Here is a 15,228-nt window from a genome sequence, read left to right as displayed (position 1 = left end):
TTGCTCGCGAAGGGGGCGTTACAGCCGACATTGATGTCGCCTGATATGACGCTTTCGCGAGCAAGCTCGCTCCCACAGGGATTGCAGACAACTAAAAGATTCGCCAAGCGGAGCAAACGTGATGCAAAAGCCCAAACCGAATTTCTACAACCTGGCCTGGCGTTGGCATTTTTATGCCGGATTGTTCGTCGCGCCGTTCATGGTGATGCTGGCGTTGACAGGCATCATTTACCTGTTCAAACCCCAGCTCGATTCGCTGATGTACAGCAGCCTGCTCAACGTCCCGGCCGGTCATCACGCCGTCCCTGCCGATGACCTGCTGCAACGGGTCAAAAGCGCTTACCCCCAAGGCCAGATCACCCAATACCTGCCACCGGTAAACGCCGAACGCAGTGCGCAATTTGTCGTGACCAATGCCGGGCAAGAGCTGAACGTGTTCGTCGATCCGTATTACGGCGACATCCTCGGCGAACAGGATGCCAAGCAGAATCTGCAAGCCATCGCCCGCGCCATCCACGGCGAATTGATGATCGGCACCGTCGGTGACCGACTCATCGAAATGGCCGCTGGTTGGGGCGTGGTGCTGGTGGTGTCGGGGGTTTTCCTGTGGTGGCCGCGCGGTCAGGCGGCGGGGATTCTGTGGCCACGTCTGAACAGTCGCGGCCGCGTGTTGTGGCGTGATCTGCACGCGGTCACCGGGTTCTGGGGCGCGACATTGCTGCTGGTGATGCTGCTCAGCGGCATGACCTGGACCGGTTTCTGGGGCAAGCAATACGCGCAGGTGTGGAACGTGTTCCCGGCAGCGATGTGGGAAAACGTGCCGACCTCCGACGTCGAGGCTCGCAGCCTCAACAGCGCCACCCGCCAGACCGTGCCATGGGCGATGGAAAACACGCCGATGCCGATGTCCGGCGACCACGCCGAACACATGGCCCACGGCGCCGCCCCTGCCGGCCCGGCCGCGCCGAGCATCAGCCTGCAAGATGTGCAGAACATCGCCACTGAACGCAAAGTCGAGCCGGGCTACAGCATCACCCTGCCGACCACCGCCACCGGCGTGTTCACCATCGCCGTGTTCGCCGATGACCCGCGCAATGACGCCACGCTGCATGTCGATCAATACACCGGTAAGGTCCTCGCGGACGTGCGTTTCGAGCATTACGGCACGGTGGCACGGGCCACGGAAATCGGCGTGATGCTGCACGAAGGCAAGATGTTCGGCACCTTCAACCAGATCGTCGTGCTGCTGATCTGCCTGATGATTCTGCTCAGCGCCGTCAGTGGCGTGGTGATCTGGTGGAAGCGCCGGCCACAGGGCAAGTTCGGTGTGCCACCGCTGCGTCATGACCTGCCGAAATGGAAAACCGGCGTGATGATCATGCTCGCACTCGCGGTAATTTTTCCGCTGGTGGGAGCTTCGCTGGTGGTGGTGTGGTTGCTGGATCGACTGCTGCTGTCGCGGTTTGGCAGCCAGGCTGAATCGGCTTCGTCTTTATAAGTGCCTGCGCGGCCCATTCTGCTGAGTAGACACAGATCAAATTGTGGGAGCGAGCTTGCTCGCGAAGTGCGGCGTGTCGTTCAACGATGATGTTGGCAGACACGGCCTCTTCGCGAGCAAGCTCGCTCCCACAGTGGGTTTATAACGACCATGAAATCGCGCCCCAATCTGGCGCGCACGCATGCACCGACGCGCCATCCGCGTTCCTTCCTGGTGCATGCCGCCCACGCGCAAGCGCTCTAACACGACATTTTCCTGCCCAAACCCGACCGGGCACAGCCCTTGCAAAACAGCCTTCAGTCGTCCGCATCTGCCAACCATAAAAAACTTTAACGTTCATGGAGATCGCACAATGAAGCGTCGCAGTTTGATCAAGGCTTTCACACTCTCGTCATCCATTGCCGCGATGGGCATGACCTGGACTGTCCAGGCCGCCGAGACCATCAAGGTCGGGATTCTGCATTCGTTGTCCGGCACCATGGCGATCTCCGAAACGTCGCTCAAAGACATGGCGCTGATGACCATCGACGAGATCAACGCCAAGGGCGGCGTGAACGGCAAGATGCTCGAGCCAGTGGTGGTCGACCCTGCATCGAACTGGCCGCTGTTCGCCGAGAAGGGCCGGCAGTTGCTGAACCAGGACAAGGTCGCCGTGGTTTTCGGCTGCTGGACCTCGGTGTCGCGTAAATCGGTCCTGCCGGTGTTCGAAGAGCTCAACGGTCTGCTGTTCTACCCGGTGCAGTACGAAGGCGAAGAGATGTCGCCAAACGTGTTCTACACCGGCGCCGCGCCGAACCAGCAGGCGATCCCCGCCGTTGAATATCTGATGAGTGAGGAAGGTGGCAGCGCCAAGCGCTACTTCCTGCTCGGCACCGACTACGTCTACCCGCGCACCACCAACAAGATCCTGCGCTCGTTCCTGCATTCCAAAGGCGTGGCCGACAAGGACATCGAAGAGGTCTACACCCCGTTCGGTCACAGCGACTATCAAACCATTGTTGCCAACATCAAGAAGTTCTCGGCTGGCGGCAAAACTGCGGTGATCTCGACCGTCAACGGCGACTCCAACGTGCCGTTCTATAAAGAGCTGGCCAACCAGGGCCTGAAAGCCACCGACGTACCGGTGGTGGCGTTCTCGGTAGGCGAAGAAGAATTGCGCGGTATCGACACCAAACCGTTGGTGGGCAACCTCGCCGCTTGGAACTACTTCGAGTCGGTGGAGAACCCGGCGAACAAGAAATTCGTCGCCGACTGGAAAGCCTACGCGAAGAAACACAACCTGCCGGGCGCTGACAAAGCGGTGACCAACGACCCGATGGAGGCTACTTACGTCGGCATCCACATGTGGGCGCAGGCCGCTCAGAAAGCCAAATCCACCGACGTCGACAAAGTCCGCGAAGCCCTCGCCGGCCAGACCTTTGCCGCACCGTCGGGTTACACCCTGACCATGGACAAGACCAACCATCACCTGCACAAACCGGTGATGATCGGCGAGATTCAGGCCGACGGTCAGTTCAATGTGGTGTGGCAGACCGAGGGGCCGATCCGCGCACAACCGTGGAGCCCGTTCATTCAGGGTAACGACAAGAAGCCGGATTATGCGGTGAAGAGTAACTGAGCCATTGGGTGTCGGGCCTGACTGTCTGGCCTGACACATATCCCTGTGGGAACGGGCATTTGTGGCGAGGGGATTTATCCCCGTTCGGCTGCGAAGCAGTCGCGAAATCGGTCGACGCGATCTACCTGATACACCGCGACCGCTGGATTTGGGGCCGCTTCGCGACCCAACGGGGATAAATCCCCTCGCCACAAAAGCCTGCTCCCACAATGTCTGCGTCAAGGCGACTGACTATGCCCACTGCCCTCTACCGATTTATCTGCGCCATCGCACTATTGCTGCCGCTGCTGGCCCACGCCGGTGACGCCGAAGACTTCGTCGCGGCCAATCCCATGCAACAAGCCAAACTGCTGGAAACCTGGGCCGCGCAGCCCGATCCGGCCCGCATCGAACTGATCAACGCCCTACAACAAGGCGAGTTGACCATCGATGGCCAGCCGAAAACCCTGCGCCTGAACAATCGCCTGCGGGGTCTGATCGACACCGCTCTGGCCAGCCACCAATTGCTCGCCGCCGACGCCAAAATCCGTCTGGGCGCCGCGCAGCAATTGCAGAAAAGCGCCAAACCGGCGCAGCTGAAATTCCTCGACCAGCAACTGGCTGGTGAAAAAGATGAACGTGTCCACGCGGCCCTGAGTCTCGCGCTGGCCAATCTGCAACTGGTCGACGGCGATCCGGCGGTGCGTCTGGCCGCTGTGCGTCTGCTCGGTGAAACCGGCGACCCACTGGCGCGGACCCGCCTCGAAGGTTTGCTCCAGCCTGGCGTCGAAACCGATGTCAGCGTGCGTACTGCCGCCGAAACCAGTCTCGCTCAGGTCAAACGCAAACTGCTGATCGGCGAAGTGCTCGGTCAGGCGTTCAGCGGCATGTCGCTGGGCTCGATTCTGCTGCTCGCGGCACTCGGTCTGGCGATCACCTTCGGCCTGCTCGGCGTGATCAACATGGCCCACGGCGAGATGCTGATGCTTGGCGCCTACTCGACGTACGTGGTGCAGTTGATGTTCCAGCGCTACGCCCCGCAGGCCATCGAGTTCTATCCACTGATCGCACTGCCGGTGGCATTTTTCGTCACCGCCGCCATCGGCATGGCACTGGAGCGCACGGTGATTCGTCACCTCTACGGCCGACCACTGGAAACCCTGCTCGCCACCTGGGGTATCAGCCTGATGCTGATTCAGTTGGTGCGTTTGCTGTTCGGTGCACAGAACGTCGAAGTGGCCAACCCTGAGTGGCTGTCCGGTGGGATTCAGGTGCTGCCCAATCTGGTGCTGCCGTACAACCGCATCGTCATCATCGCTTTCGCGCTGTTTGTGGTTGTCCTGACCTGGCTGCTGCTGAACAAGACGCGTCTGGGCCTCAACGTTCGTGCGGTGACGCAGAACCGCAACATGGCCGCCTGCTGCGGCGTGCCGACCGGTCGCGTCGACATGCTCGCCTTCGGCCTCGGTTCCGGCATCGCAGGACTTGGCGGTGTGGCGCTGAGCCAGATTGGCAACGTCGGCCCGGATCTGGGCCAGAGCTACATCATCGATTCATTTTTGGTGGTGGTACTCGGCGGTGTGGGTCAGTTGGCCGGCAGCGTGCTCGCCGCCTTCGGCCTGGGCATCGCCAACAAGATTCTTGAACCGCAGATCGGTGCGGTGCTCGGCAAGATCCTGATCCTCGCGCTGATCATTCTGTTCATCCAGAAACGTCCGCAAGGCCTCTTCGCACTGAAAGGACGGGTGATCGACTGATGAACCAGCCCCTGCTCGTTACGGCCACGCAAAAGGCCGGCCCGAAAATCACGCTCGCCATCGGCGTTGTGATACTCGCACTGCTGATCGCCATGCCGCTGCTGTCGCTGTTATCGCCGGATAACGCGCTGCATGTTTCGGCGTACACCCTGACGCTGGTCGGCAAAATCCTCTGCTACGCCATCGTCGCACTGGCGCTGGATCTGGTCTGGGGTTACGCCGGATTGCTGTCGTTGGGCCACGGCCTGTTCTTCGCCCTCGGCGGTTACGCAATGGGCATGTACCTGATGCGTCAGGCTGCCGGCGATGGCTTGCCGGCGTTCATGACCTTCCTTTCGTGGACGGAATTGCCGTGGTACTGGACCGGCACCAGCAGCTTTATTTGGGCCATGTGCCTGGTGGTGCTGGCGCCGGGGTTGCTGGCGCTGGTGTTCGGCTTTTTCGCCTTCCGCTCGCGGATCAAAGGCGTGTATTTCTCGATCATGACCCAGGCCCTGACCTTCGCCGGCATGCTCCTGTTTTTCCGCAACGAGACCGGGTTTGGCGGCAACAACGGCTTCACCAATTTCCGCACGATTCTGGGTTTCGGCATCACTGAACCGGGTACCCGCGCGGTGCTGTTTCTGGCCACCGTATTGTTGCTGGTGGCGAGTCTGTTTATCGGCTGGCGTCTGGCGCAGAGCAAGTTCGGTCGCGTGCTGACCGCACTGCGCGATGCGGAAAACCGTCTGATGTTCTGCGGCTACGACCCTCGCGGTTTCAAGCTGTTTGTCTGGGTGTTGAGCGCGGTGTTGTGTGGCTTGGCCGGGGCGTTGTACGTGCCGCAAGTCGGGATCATCAACCCGAGCGAAATGTCGCCGACCAACTCCATTGAAGCGGCAGTGTGGGTCGCCCTCGGCGGACGCGGCACCTTGATCGGGCCATTGCTGGGTGCCGGAGTGGTCAATGGAATGAAGAGCTGGTTCACCGTGGCCTTCCCCGAATACTGGCTGTTCTTCCTCGGCGCGCTGTTCATCATCGTGACCCTGTACCTGCCCAAAGGCGTGATCGGTCTGCTGAAGAAACGAGGTGAATCATGAGAGTCACGGCCAGTGCAGAATTCATGCTTGAGCCAGCCTTCTTTCCCGTCGAGCCGAACAAGGATGCCGGCACCAGCCGCGATTCCATCGGCCTCGGCCAACGCGTCGGCCCGGGCCTCGATACCCGCCACGGCACAATCCTGACCCTGGAAGACATCAGCGTCAGCTTCGACGGCTTCCGAGCACTGAACAATCTCAATCTGTACATCGGCGTTGGCGAATTGCGCTGCATCATCGGCCCCAACGGCGCGGGCAAAACCACGCTGATGGACGTGATCACCGGCAAGACCCGCCCGAGCCACGGCAAGGCGTGGTTCGGTGAAACGCTGGATTTGACGCAGATGAGCGAAGTGCAGATCGCCCAGGCCGGCATCGGTCGCAAGTTCCAGAAACCCACGGTATTCGAAGCGCTGAGCGTGTTTGAAAACCTTGAACTGGCGCAGAAAACCGACAAGTCGGTGTGGGCCAGTTTGCGTGCGCGCCTGAGCGGTGAGCAACATGATCGTATCAGCGAAGTGCTGGAAACCATTCGCCTGACCACCTCGGTCAATCGCCCGGCAGGCTTGTTGTCCCACGGACAGAAGCAGTTTCTGGAGATCGGCATGTTGCTCATGCAAGACCCGCAATTGCTGCTACTCGACGAGCCGGTGGCGGGCATGACCGACGCCGAAACCGAGTTCACTGCAGAACTGTTCAAGAGTCTGGCGGGCAAGCATTCGTTGATGGTGGTGGAGCATGACATGGGCTTTGTCGGCTCGATTGCCGACCATGTCACCGTGCTCCACCAGGGCAGCGTTCTGGCGGAAGGGTCACTTGAGCAGGTGCAGGAAAACGAGCGGGTGATCGAGGTTTACCTCGGCCGCTGAACCTTGCAAATACAAAACCTGTGGGAGCTGGCTTGCCAGCGATGAGGCCGGAACATCCAGCATTGATATTGATTGATCCACCGCCATCGCTGGCACGCCAGCTCCCACAGGATTCTGTGTGGAACAGAAGGAATTCGGAAATGCTGCAAGTCGAAAAGCTGCACCAGTACTACGGCGGTAGTCACATCCTGCGTGGCCTGAGCTTTGACGTGAAGGTCGGCGAGGTCACTTGCCTGCTCGGGCGCAACGGCGTGGGCAAAACCACCCTGCTCAAATGCCTGATGGGCCTGCTGCCGGCCAAAGAAGGCGCGGTGAATTGGGAAGGCAAACCCATCACCACGTTCAAACCGCACCAGCGGGTCCACGCCGGGATTGCCTATGTGCCCCAGGGTCGTGAGATTTTCGGGCGGCTGACGGTGGAAGAAAACCTGCTGATGGGTCTTTCGCGTTTTCCCGGCAGCGAAGCCAAGGAAGTCCCTGCATTCATCTACGAACTGTTCCCGGTGCTGCTGCAAATGAAACAGCGGCGTGGCGGCGACTTGTCCGGCGGCCAGCAACAACAGCTGGCCATCGGCAGAGCATTGGCCAGCCGTCCACGCTTGCTGATCCTCGACGAGCCCACCGAAGGCATTCAGCCGTCGGTGATCAAGGAGATCGGCGCGGTGATCAAGAAGCTGGCGGCGCGTGGCGACATGGCGATTCTGCTGGTGGAGCAGTTTTACGATTTCGCAGCCGAACTGGCCGATCAATACCTGGTGATGTCCCGGGGCGAGATCGTGCAACAGGGTCGCGGCGAGAATATGGAGGCTGAAGGTGTGCGCGGGCTAGTCACGATTTAACAATACGATCTAACCTGTAGCTTCCTAACGATAATTACAAATCATGAATTTACCCATTTCCACTGCCCTGTTTACCCCGAGCTGGCACGCTGAGCTGGAGCTGGCCTACGCTCGCGTCGCAGATTGCACGCGCCCGGTCATGCGCCGCCACCTCGGTCCGCTGAGGGTGCAGAAGCATCTGTACGCCGAAGGCCCCGAGGTTTGCCAACACATCATCGTCCACCCGCCCGGCGGGATTGCCGGCGGCGATCGGCTGAACATCAGCGCCCGTGTAGAGGTGCACGCCTGGGCGCAGATCACCAGCCCCGGCGCGGCCAAGTGGTACCGCGCGGCAGGCCCGGCATTTCAAAAGCTCGATTTGAAGGTCGCTGCCGGGGCAACGCTGGAATGGTTGCCGCAAGAGACCATCGTCTACAGCGCCGCCCAGGCTGAACTCACGACCTCGATTGACCTTGAAGGTGATGCGCGACTGTTTTACTGGGATGTAGTGGCGCTGGGTCGTCCGGCCAGTGGCGAGCGCTTTGATCTGGGCCATTTTCAGAGTCATCTGGATATTCGTCGCGATGGCCGATTGCTCTGGCATGAGCGACAGCGCATTGTCGGCAATGACGGGTTGCTCGATTCGCCGATCGGGCTGGATGGTAATCCGGTGTTTGCGACGTTGTTGGTCACCGGGGAAATTGATGCTGAATTGCTGGAGCGTTGTCGCTCCTTGGGGCATGAGGTGCGCGGAGATCTGACCCAACTGCCAGGGCTGGTGGTTGCCCGTTGTCTGGCCAGTGAAACGTTGTTGGCGCGTGCGTGGTTGATTGATTTGTGGCGGTTGCTGCGGCCGGTGTTGCTGGGACGTGAGGCTGTCGCGCCAAGAATATGGAGCACCTGAAAAGCCACCCTCACCCCCCGCCCTCTCCCGGAGGGAGAGGGAGCCTGACCAATGTGCTCGCTGGAAAATTTTCAGACTCATGAATTCAACTGACTGAACCGGCCATATCAAACAACCGAGATCAGTCCCCTCTCCCTCGGGAAAGGGCTAGGGTGAGGGGCAGTTCCAACTGGCACCCCACTCACCGCAAGAACCACACAAATCTGCCCATATGGATTGCAAACGATGGACCTGACCCCACGCGAAAAAGACAAGCTGCTGATCTTCACCGCTGGCCTCGTCGCCGAGCGCCGACTGGCTCGCGGCGTGAAGCTCAACTACCCGGAAGCCATGGCCTACATCTCCGCAGCCCTGCTCGAAGGTGCCCGTGATGGCCGCACCGTGGCCGAGCTGATGCACTTCGGCACCACCCTGCTGAGCCGCGAACAAGTGATGGAAGGCATTCCGGAAATGATCCCGGAGATTCAGGTTGAAGCGACGTTCCCCGACGGCACCAAACTGGTCACCGTCCACCAACCGATCGTCTGAGGCCGTGCCATGACTTACGCCATTCGCGATGCCATCCACGCCGACCTGCCGGCGATCCGCGACATCTATAACGACGCCGTGCTCAACACCACGGCGATCTGGAACGATTCGGCCGTCGACCTCGGCAATCGTCAAGCGTGGTTCGCCGCGCGTCAGGCTCAGGCTTATCCGATTCTGGTGATCGTCGACAGCGACAACACGGTGCTCGGCTACGCTTCTTTTGGAGACTGGCGGCCCTTCGACGGCTTCCGCCACACCGTCGAGCATTCGGTTTACGTGCGCAGCGACCAACGCGGCAATGGCCTCGGTCCGCAACTGATGACTGCACTGATTGAGCGGGCAAAAACCTGCGGCAAACACGTCATGGTCGCCGCCATCGAAAGCGGCAACGCCGCCTCGACTCGACTGCATGAGCGCGCCGGTTTCCTCATCACCGGGCAGATGCCGCAAGTCGGCACCAAGTTCGGCCGCTGGCTGGACCTGACGTTCATGCAACTGACCCTCAACCCTGGTGCGGAGCCGCCCGACGCCAACAAGGAGTGACACCGATGAACGCCGCCCAACTGCGCCGCGTCAACGCTGAAAGTTTTGCGCACTATCGTCAGGGCCTGATCGATCTGCTGCTTGATGCCGTGGGCTATGGCGCCAGTGTCGGCTTCATGGCCAACCTCGATGCCGCGCAGGCCCGCGCTTATTTCGATGAGGTGCAAGACAACGTCAGCAAGGGCAGCGTGTTGCTGTGGGTGGTGGTCAACGACGAACAGGTGCTGGCCAGTGTGCAATTGGGTCTATGCCAGAAGGCCAATGGTCTGAATCGCGCCGAGGTGCAGAAACTGCTGGTGCGTGAACACGCCCGTCGTCGCGGTCTCGGTCAGCAATTGATGAATGCGCTGGAGCTCGAAGCGCCCAAGCACAAGCGCGGCATGCTTTACCTAGACACCGAGGCCGGCTCGCCCGCCGAAGATTTCTACAAGGCCTTGGGCTTCATTCGCGCCGGGGCCATCCCCGACTACGCCTGCGACCCGCATGGCACGTATCGACCGACCGCCCTCTACTACAAGATTCTGCAAGGAGCCCAGTGATGATTCCTGGCGAATACCAGATCCAGCCCGGCGACATTGAACTCAACATCGGCCGCCGCACCGTCAGCCTGAAAGTCGCCAACAGCGGCGACCGGCCGATCCAGGTCGGCTCGCACTTTCACTTTTTCGAAACCAATGACGCCCTGACGTTTGATCGCGCGGCCAGTCGCGGCATGCGCCTGAATATTGCGGCCGGCACAGCGGTGCGTTTTGAGCCGGGGCAGAGTCGCGAGGTCGAGCTGGTGGATTACGCCGGGCATCGACGGGTGTTCGGCTTTGCCGGGCGGGTCATGGGTGATCTCGACTGACCTGCACACTCTTGTGGCGAGGGGATTTATCCCCGTTCGGGTGCGGAGCACCCGCCATTCAGCCCATGAGATCTGACAGATAGAACGCGGAGACTGAATGGCGACCGCTACGCGGCCGAACGGGGATAAATCCCCTCGCCACAATGGATCGCGGATTGCCCTTTATTACCTTCAAGGCAAAGACATGAAAATTTCCAGACAAGCCTACGCCGACATGTTCGGCCCCACCGTCGGCGACAAGGTGCGCCTGGCCGATACCGAGTTGTGGATCGAAGTCGAACAGGACTTCACCACCTACGGCGAAGAAGTGAAATTCGGTGGCGGCAAGGTCATCCGCGACGGTCAGGGCCAAAGCCAACTGCTGGCCGCCGAAGTCGTCGACACGCTGATCACCAACGCACTGATCATCGACCACTGGGGCATCGTCAAGGCTGACGTCGGCCTCAAGGATGGGCGCATCGCCGCGATCGGCAAGGCCGGCAACCCGGACGTGCAGCCGAACGTAACCATCGCCATCGGCGCCAGCACCGAAGTGATCGCCGGTGAAGGCATGATTCTCACCGCTGGCGGCATCGACACGCACATCCACTTCATCTGCCCGCAGCAGATCGAAGAAGCGTTGATGAGCGGCGTCACCACCATGATCGGCGGCGGCACTGGCCCAGCCACCGGCACCAACGCCACGACCTGCACCTCAGGGCCGTGGCACCTGGCGCGCATGCTTCAGGCGGCCGACGCCTTCCCGATGAACATCGGTCTCACCGGCAAGGGTAACGCCAGCCTGCCGGAGCCGTTGATCGAGCAGGTCAAGGCCGGCGCCATCGGCCTCAAGCTGCACGAAGACTGGGGCACCACCCCGGCGAGCATCGACAACTGCCTGAACGTCGCCGATCAGTACGACGTGCAGGTGGCGATCCACACGGACACCCTCAACGAATCCGGTTTCGTCGAAACCACCCTCGGCGCGTTCAAGGGCCGCACCATCCACACCTATCACACCGAGGGCGCCGGTGGCGGCCATGCCCCGGACATCATCAAGGCCTGCGGTTTTGCCAACGTGCTGCCGAGTTCGACCAACCCGACCCGGCCGTTCACCCGCAACACCATCGACGAACACCTCGATATGCTGATGGTCTGCCATCACCTCGACCCGAGCATTGCTGAAGACGTGGCGTTCGCAGAAAGCCGCATCCGCCGCGAGACGATTGCCGCCGAAGACATCCTTCACGACCTCGGCGCGTTCTCTATGATCAGCTCCGACAGCCAGGCCATGGGCCGCGTCGGCGAAGTCATCACACGCACCTGGCAGACTGCCGACAAGATGAAAAAACAGCGCGGCCCGCTGCCGCAGGATGGCGACGGCAACGACAACTTCCGCGCCAAACGCTACATCGCCAAGTACACGATCAACCCGGCGATTACCCACGGCATCAGCCATGAGGTGGGTTCTATCGAAGTGGGTAAATGGGCCGATCTGGTGCTGTGGCGCCCGGCGTTTTTCGGCGTGAAACCGACGTTGATTCTCAAGGGCGGCGCCATTGCGGCAAGCCTGATGGGCGACGCCAATGCCTCGATCCCCACCCCGCAACCCGTGCACTACCGCCCGATGTTCGCCAGTTACGGTGGCTCGTTGCATGCCACCAGCCTGACGTTTATCAGCCAGGCCGCGCAGGAGGCAGGGTTGCCGGAAGCGTTGGGGCTGAAAAAGAAAATAGCCGTGGTCAAAGGTTGTCGCGATGTGCAGAAAACCGACCTGATCCACAACGATTACCTGCCCAACATCGATGTCGATCCGCAGACGTATCAGGTCAAGGCCGACGGCGTGTTGTTGTGGTGCGAGCCAGCCGACGTGCTGCCGATGGCGCAGCGTTACTTTCTGTTTTGATTGCGACCTGTCTTCGGGAGGTCGCACGCTCAACGCCTCCCGAAGCAGAAGGCGCGCGTCAGTCGCGCTTCATGGGAAGAGTATCTTCATCGCTTCATCCGAGTAGTTATAGTCCCAACGCAACTCCGTGCCCGCAGGAATATCCTGCGTCGCAAAGAAAGCATTCAACGAGTATTTGTTGCGGTTGGGCTTGTCACCCGTCAAGAGATCCGCCTCGACGGTGAAACCGACAACCTGAAGGTTATAGCCGTCGGGCGCCTGCGCCACAGGCTTGCCGACGGCATCGTAGGTAAAGTTGGTGTTGATTCTGGAGATAATGTTATCCCCGACGACATGCATCCCGGGGATGGACACGTTTGCCTGAAGCGTATTGTTTGCGACCGACATGGCGAACGTCATCTCGTTGGCCTGCAAGAATCTGCCGGGGCGCAATGTGCCGCCGTAAACACCGATAGCCTCGCCTTTGGCGATGCGTCGGTTGGCAACCACCATGGATTGCCCGATCAACGCAGCCTCGCCGGGGACCTTTACATCCGCTTCGGTAAACCGCCGCCACTGCAACTTTTCTTCGTACAGCCTGGCGACCTGTTCGTGGCCTTGATACTTGATATACGGCTTGATCTGCTCGGACGTGTAGCGCTCCCCTGTTTCCAGAACGACTTCCCGCTCAAGCATGCGAATACGCACAGGCCTGCCAAAACGGTCTCTGATCGGGTACTTGCCGTTGTTGACGCGATCGTAGGAACCCAACGCATTGGTATCGATCGAGTAGTGAACCTCATGCCTCATGCCCACCAGTTCGCGTTCTGTGAAGTGCGCGATCGGCATCGCTTCGGAGGCCAGTTCGAACTCGTCGTCAGATCGACCAGTGTCCGGCTCCCTGCGGGATCTGCCCGGTACGGCATCAGCCCGGTCGGCCAGCCTTTTCAGGTCGGAAGGGACCCAGAACTTGCTGACCGGATCGAACTCAAGCTCTGGACCTGAGGGAATCCGCTCACTCGGTTTCTTGGCGCGGTACCGCCCCGTTTGCGGATCGACGCCGACCTGTAGAACGCCGTCGGGCAAATCGACGTACAGGCGTTCTTTGAACAGTCTGAACCCTTGGGCATCCGCTTCAGGCAGGCCGAGTTGCGCAATGATCGGGCGGTGACGCTCACGCAGTACAGCGACGGACTCAGTCGTCGGCGTGAACATCTCGGTGACCCTGACCGAAGCAGTCGCCGTCGGCAGGTCGGGATCGACAATGCCAGGACTAGACTCTCTTGAGACAGAGGGATGCAAGGTGTGCAATGGGTCGACGTCGACACGCAACAGCGGATCTGATCGCGGATGCTGCGCATCGGTGGATTGGGCGGGGCGTGTGTGAACATCGGCCGAGCCGCTCGCTCGGGGGGACGGTTTTTTGGGCATTGCTGTTCATCCTTGAAGGGTCATCTGGCTTCATTGCCTGTTGATTCGGCAACCGGAAAACCCGGCACGCACGCAATCAGAGTGTGTTACTGGCGCGCCTATCCTTAAGCGCGGCCAGCGCCAACTTAATCACACCCGGATTAAAAAATGAAACCGAAGAATCGATACTGAAAGTGGCTTGCGCCGATTGCCGTTATTCGACGACCAGACGTCCCAACCGCTGACGCAACATACGATTCTCGGCGCGCAGTTCGTGAACCTCTTCGAGCAGGTCCAGTGCCAGGGCGACACCTTCCCACTCCAGATCCAGATCGCGCCGAAGCTTGGCGGCGCGTTTGGCCAGGGCCAGTTCGTAATCGCTGAAGCGCCATTCCCGGGGCAGCGCGCCCTGAGGTTCGAGGATGCCGTGCTCGACGATTTCGATCACGTAGACGTCCGACAAATCGGCCGCCTCACAGAATTCTGCCATGTCCAGTTGAACGATCAGGGGGCTGCTCATGATGGGCTACTCCATCGTCGGGTTCAGAAGTTCTCTCGCGGATTGAAAGCGGCTTTGTTCGCCAGTTCTTGCCACAGCGCCTTGACCTCATCGTCCGCAGTCTTCGGCATTACGGCTTTGAGCTGCACGAACAGATAACCGCGCTCACCCGCCTTGTTTTTCAAACCATGACCTTTGGCGCGCATGCGCTGGCCGTTCTGGCTACCGGCCGGAACCTTGAGGTTGATCTTGCCGGTCAGGGTCGGCACGGCCACTTCTGCACCCAGCGCCAGTTCCCACGGCGCCAGCGGCAACGTGATGATCAGGTTGTCGCCTTCGACATCAAATTTAGGGTGTGGCGCAAAACGAATGGTCAGGTACAGATCGCCATTCGCGCCGCCACCCGCGCCCGGTGCGCCCTGGCCCTTGAGGCGAATGCGCTCGCCGTCGGTCACGCCCGCCGGGATCTTCACGTTCAGGCTCTTGCTGGTGTTGCTGACGTGTTGGCCCGCCGCGTTGTATTGCGGCACCTGGAAGGTGACCTTCTTCGATTCGTTCGAAAGGGTTTCTTCGAGGAAGATCGGTAGTTCCATTTCCACGTCTTGCCCTCGGCGCCCTGCACTACGTTGTTGCCGACCGTCACCGCCACCGAAACCGGGGCCGCGATTGCCGAAGATCGAACTGAAGAAGTCCGAGAAGTCGCCGGTGTCCTGACCGCCGCCGCCAAAACCGCCACGGCTCTGCCAACCCGGCGGCCCCTGGAACGGCTGACCGTGCTGGCCATAGCGGCGCAGCTCGTCATATTCGGCGCGTTTATCGGCGCTTTTCAGCGCTTCATAGGCTTCCGACGCGTCCTTGAATTTGGACTCGGCGTCTTTTTCCTTGCTGACATCGGGGTGGTATTTGCGCGCCAGCTTGCGATAGGCAGCCTTGATTGCCTTGTCGTCTGCTGTCGGCTCCACGCCGAGTATCTTGTAATAGTCTTTGAAGTCCATTGAAGGAATCACCATCCGTTATC

General features: G+C 60.4%; 15 protein-coding genes. 12 read left to right on the top strand and 3 right to left on the bottom strand.

The window, feature by feature from the left end; genetic code table 11:
• The first annotated feature begins 121 nt into the window (after nt 1–121).
• From ACIQVE_RS15600 to ureC, 12 genes are all read left to right on the top strand, one after another.
• Nucleotides 122–1,498 carry a PepSY-associated TM helix domain-containing protein gene (locus ACIQVE_RS15600; RefSeq protein ID WP_402809826.1) on the top strand — a complete coding sequence of 459 codons (1,377 nt, stop codon included), beginning with the start codon at nt 122–124 and terminating at the stop codon, nt 1,496–1,498.
• Between the two features lie 352 nt (nt 1,499–1,850).
• Entirely contained in the window at nt 1,851–3,116 is a 1,266-nt protein-coding gene (urtA, locus tag ACIQVE_RS15595; protein WP_402809823.1) for an urea ABC transporter substrate-binding protein, read from the top strand.
• Nucleotides 3,117–3,349: 233 nt separating this feature from the next.
• Nucleotides 3,350–4,852: an urea ABC transporter permease subunit UrtB gene (gene urtB, locus ACIQVE_RS15590; RefSeq protein WP_402809822.1), complete on the top strand. Its 1,503-nt coding sequence runs from the start codon at nt 3,350–3,352 to the stop codon at nt 4,850–4,852.
• Nucleotides 4,852–5,931, top strand: a complete 1,080-nt coding sequence (gene urtC, locus ACIQVE_RS15585; protein ID WP_402809819.1) for an urea ABC transporter permease subunit UrtC — start codon at nt 4,852–4,854, stop codon at nt 5,929–5,931. The genes urtB and urtC overlap by 1 nt, the downstream gene beginning before the upstream one ends.
• On the top strand, nt 5,928–6,797 hold the full coding sequence (urtD, locus tag ACIQVE_RS15580) for an urea ABC transporter ATP-binding protein UrtD (protein ID WP_402809817.1): 870 nt from the start codon (nt 5,928–5,930) through the stop codon (nt 6,795–6,797). Before urtC ends, urtD begins: the two co-directional genes overlap by 4 nt.
• A gap of 140 nt (nt 6,798–6,937) precedes the next feature.
• Nucleotides 6,938–7,636 carry an urea ABC transporter ATP-binding subunit UrtE gene (gene urtE, locus ACIQVE_RS15575; protein ID WP_047299522.1) on the top strand — a complete coding sequence of 233 codons (699 nt, stop codon included), beginning with the start codon at nt 6,938–6,940 and terminating at the stop codon, nt 7,634–7,636.
• Nucleotides 7,637–7,679: 43 nt separating this feature from the next.
• Nucleotides 7,680–8,519 (top strand): urease accessory protein UreD, encoded by an 840-nt coding sequence (locus tag ACIQVE_RS15570; protein WP_402809814.1) that lies wholly within the window; start codon nt 7,680–7,682, stop codon nt 8,517–8,519.
• A gap of 225 nt (nt 8,520–8,744) precedes the next feature.
• Complete coding sequence (gene ureA / locus ACIQVE_RS15565) at nt 8,745–9,047, top strand: urease subunit gamma (RefSeq protein WP_008085431.1); 303 nt, start codon at nt 8,745–8,747, stop codon at nt 9,045–9,047.
• Nucleotides 9,048–9,056: 9 nt separating this feature from the next.
• Nucleotides 9,057–9,590 (top strand): GNAT family N-acetyltransferase, encoded by a 534-nt coding sequence (locus ACIQVE_RS15560; RefSeq protein WP_402809810.1) that lies wholly within the window; start codon nt 9,057–9,059, stop codon nt 9,588–9,590.
• 5 nt (nt 9,591–9,595) lie between these two features.
• A complete protein-coding gene (locus tag ACIQVE_RS15555; protein WP_402809807.1) occupies nt 9,596–10,129 on the top strand; it encodes a GNAT family N-acetyltransferase in 534 nt (177 codons plus the stop codon).
• Nucleotides 10,129–10,437: an urease subunit beta gene (locus ACIQVE_RS15550; protein ID WP_402809803.1), complete on the top strand. Its 309-nt coding sequence runs from the start codon at nt 10,129–10,131 to the stop codon at nt 10,435–10,437. Before ACIQVE_RS15555 ends, ACIQVE_RS15550 begins: the two co-directional genes overlap by 1 nt.
• 184 nt (nt 10,438–10,621) lie before the next feature.
• Nucleotides 10,622–12,322 carry an urease subunit alpha gene (gene ureC / locus ACIQVE_RS15545; RefSeq protein ID WP_402809800.1) on the top strand — a complete coding sequence of 567 codons (1,701 nt, stop codon included), beginning with the start codon at nt 10,622–10,624 and terminating at the stop codon, nt 12,320–12,322.
• A 69-nt stretch (nt 12,323–12,391) separates the two neighbouring features.
• Here the strand turns inward: ureC and ACIQVE_RS15540 are convergent, their stop codons facing one another.
• From ACIQVE_RS15540 to ACIQVE_RS15530, 3 genes are all read right to left on the bottom strand, one after another.
• The gene (locus ACIQVE_RS15540) at nt 12,392–13,732 is read right to left on the bottom strand and encodes a hypothetical protein (protein WP_402809798.1); all 1,341 of its coding nucleotides are present in this window, start codon (nt 13,730–13,732) and stop codon (nt 12,392–12,394) included.
• A 193-nt stretch (nt 13,733–13,925) separates the two neighbouring features.
• Nucleotides 13,926–14,231, bottom strand: a complete 306-nt coding sequence (locus ACIQVE_RS15535) for a chaperone modulator CbpM (protein ID WP_402809795.1) — start codon at nt 14,229–14,231, stop codon at nt 13,926–13,928.
• A 23-nt stretch (nt 14,232–14,254) separates the two neighbouring features.
• Nucleotides 14,255–15,205: a DnaJ C-terminal domain-containing protein gene (locus ACIQVE_RS15530; RefSeq protein WP_402809792.1), complete on the bottom strand. Its 951-nt coding sequence runs from the start codon at nt 15,203–15,205 to the stop codon at nt 14,255–14,257.
• Nucleotides 15,206–15,228: the final 23 nt, after the last annotated feature.

This window comes from Pseudomonas sp. NPDC098747, assembly GCF_044760045.1.
In the GTDB taxonomy this organism is placed as follows: Bacteria; Pseudomonadota; Gammaproteobacteria; order Pseudomonadales; family Pseudomonadaceae; genus Aquipseudomonas.
This window is presented reverse-complemented; position numbering and strand designations above follow the sequence as displayed.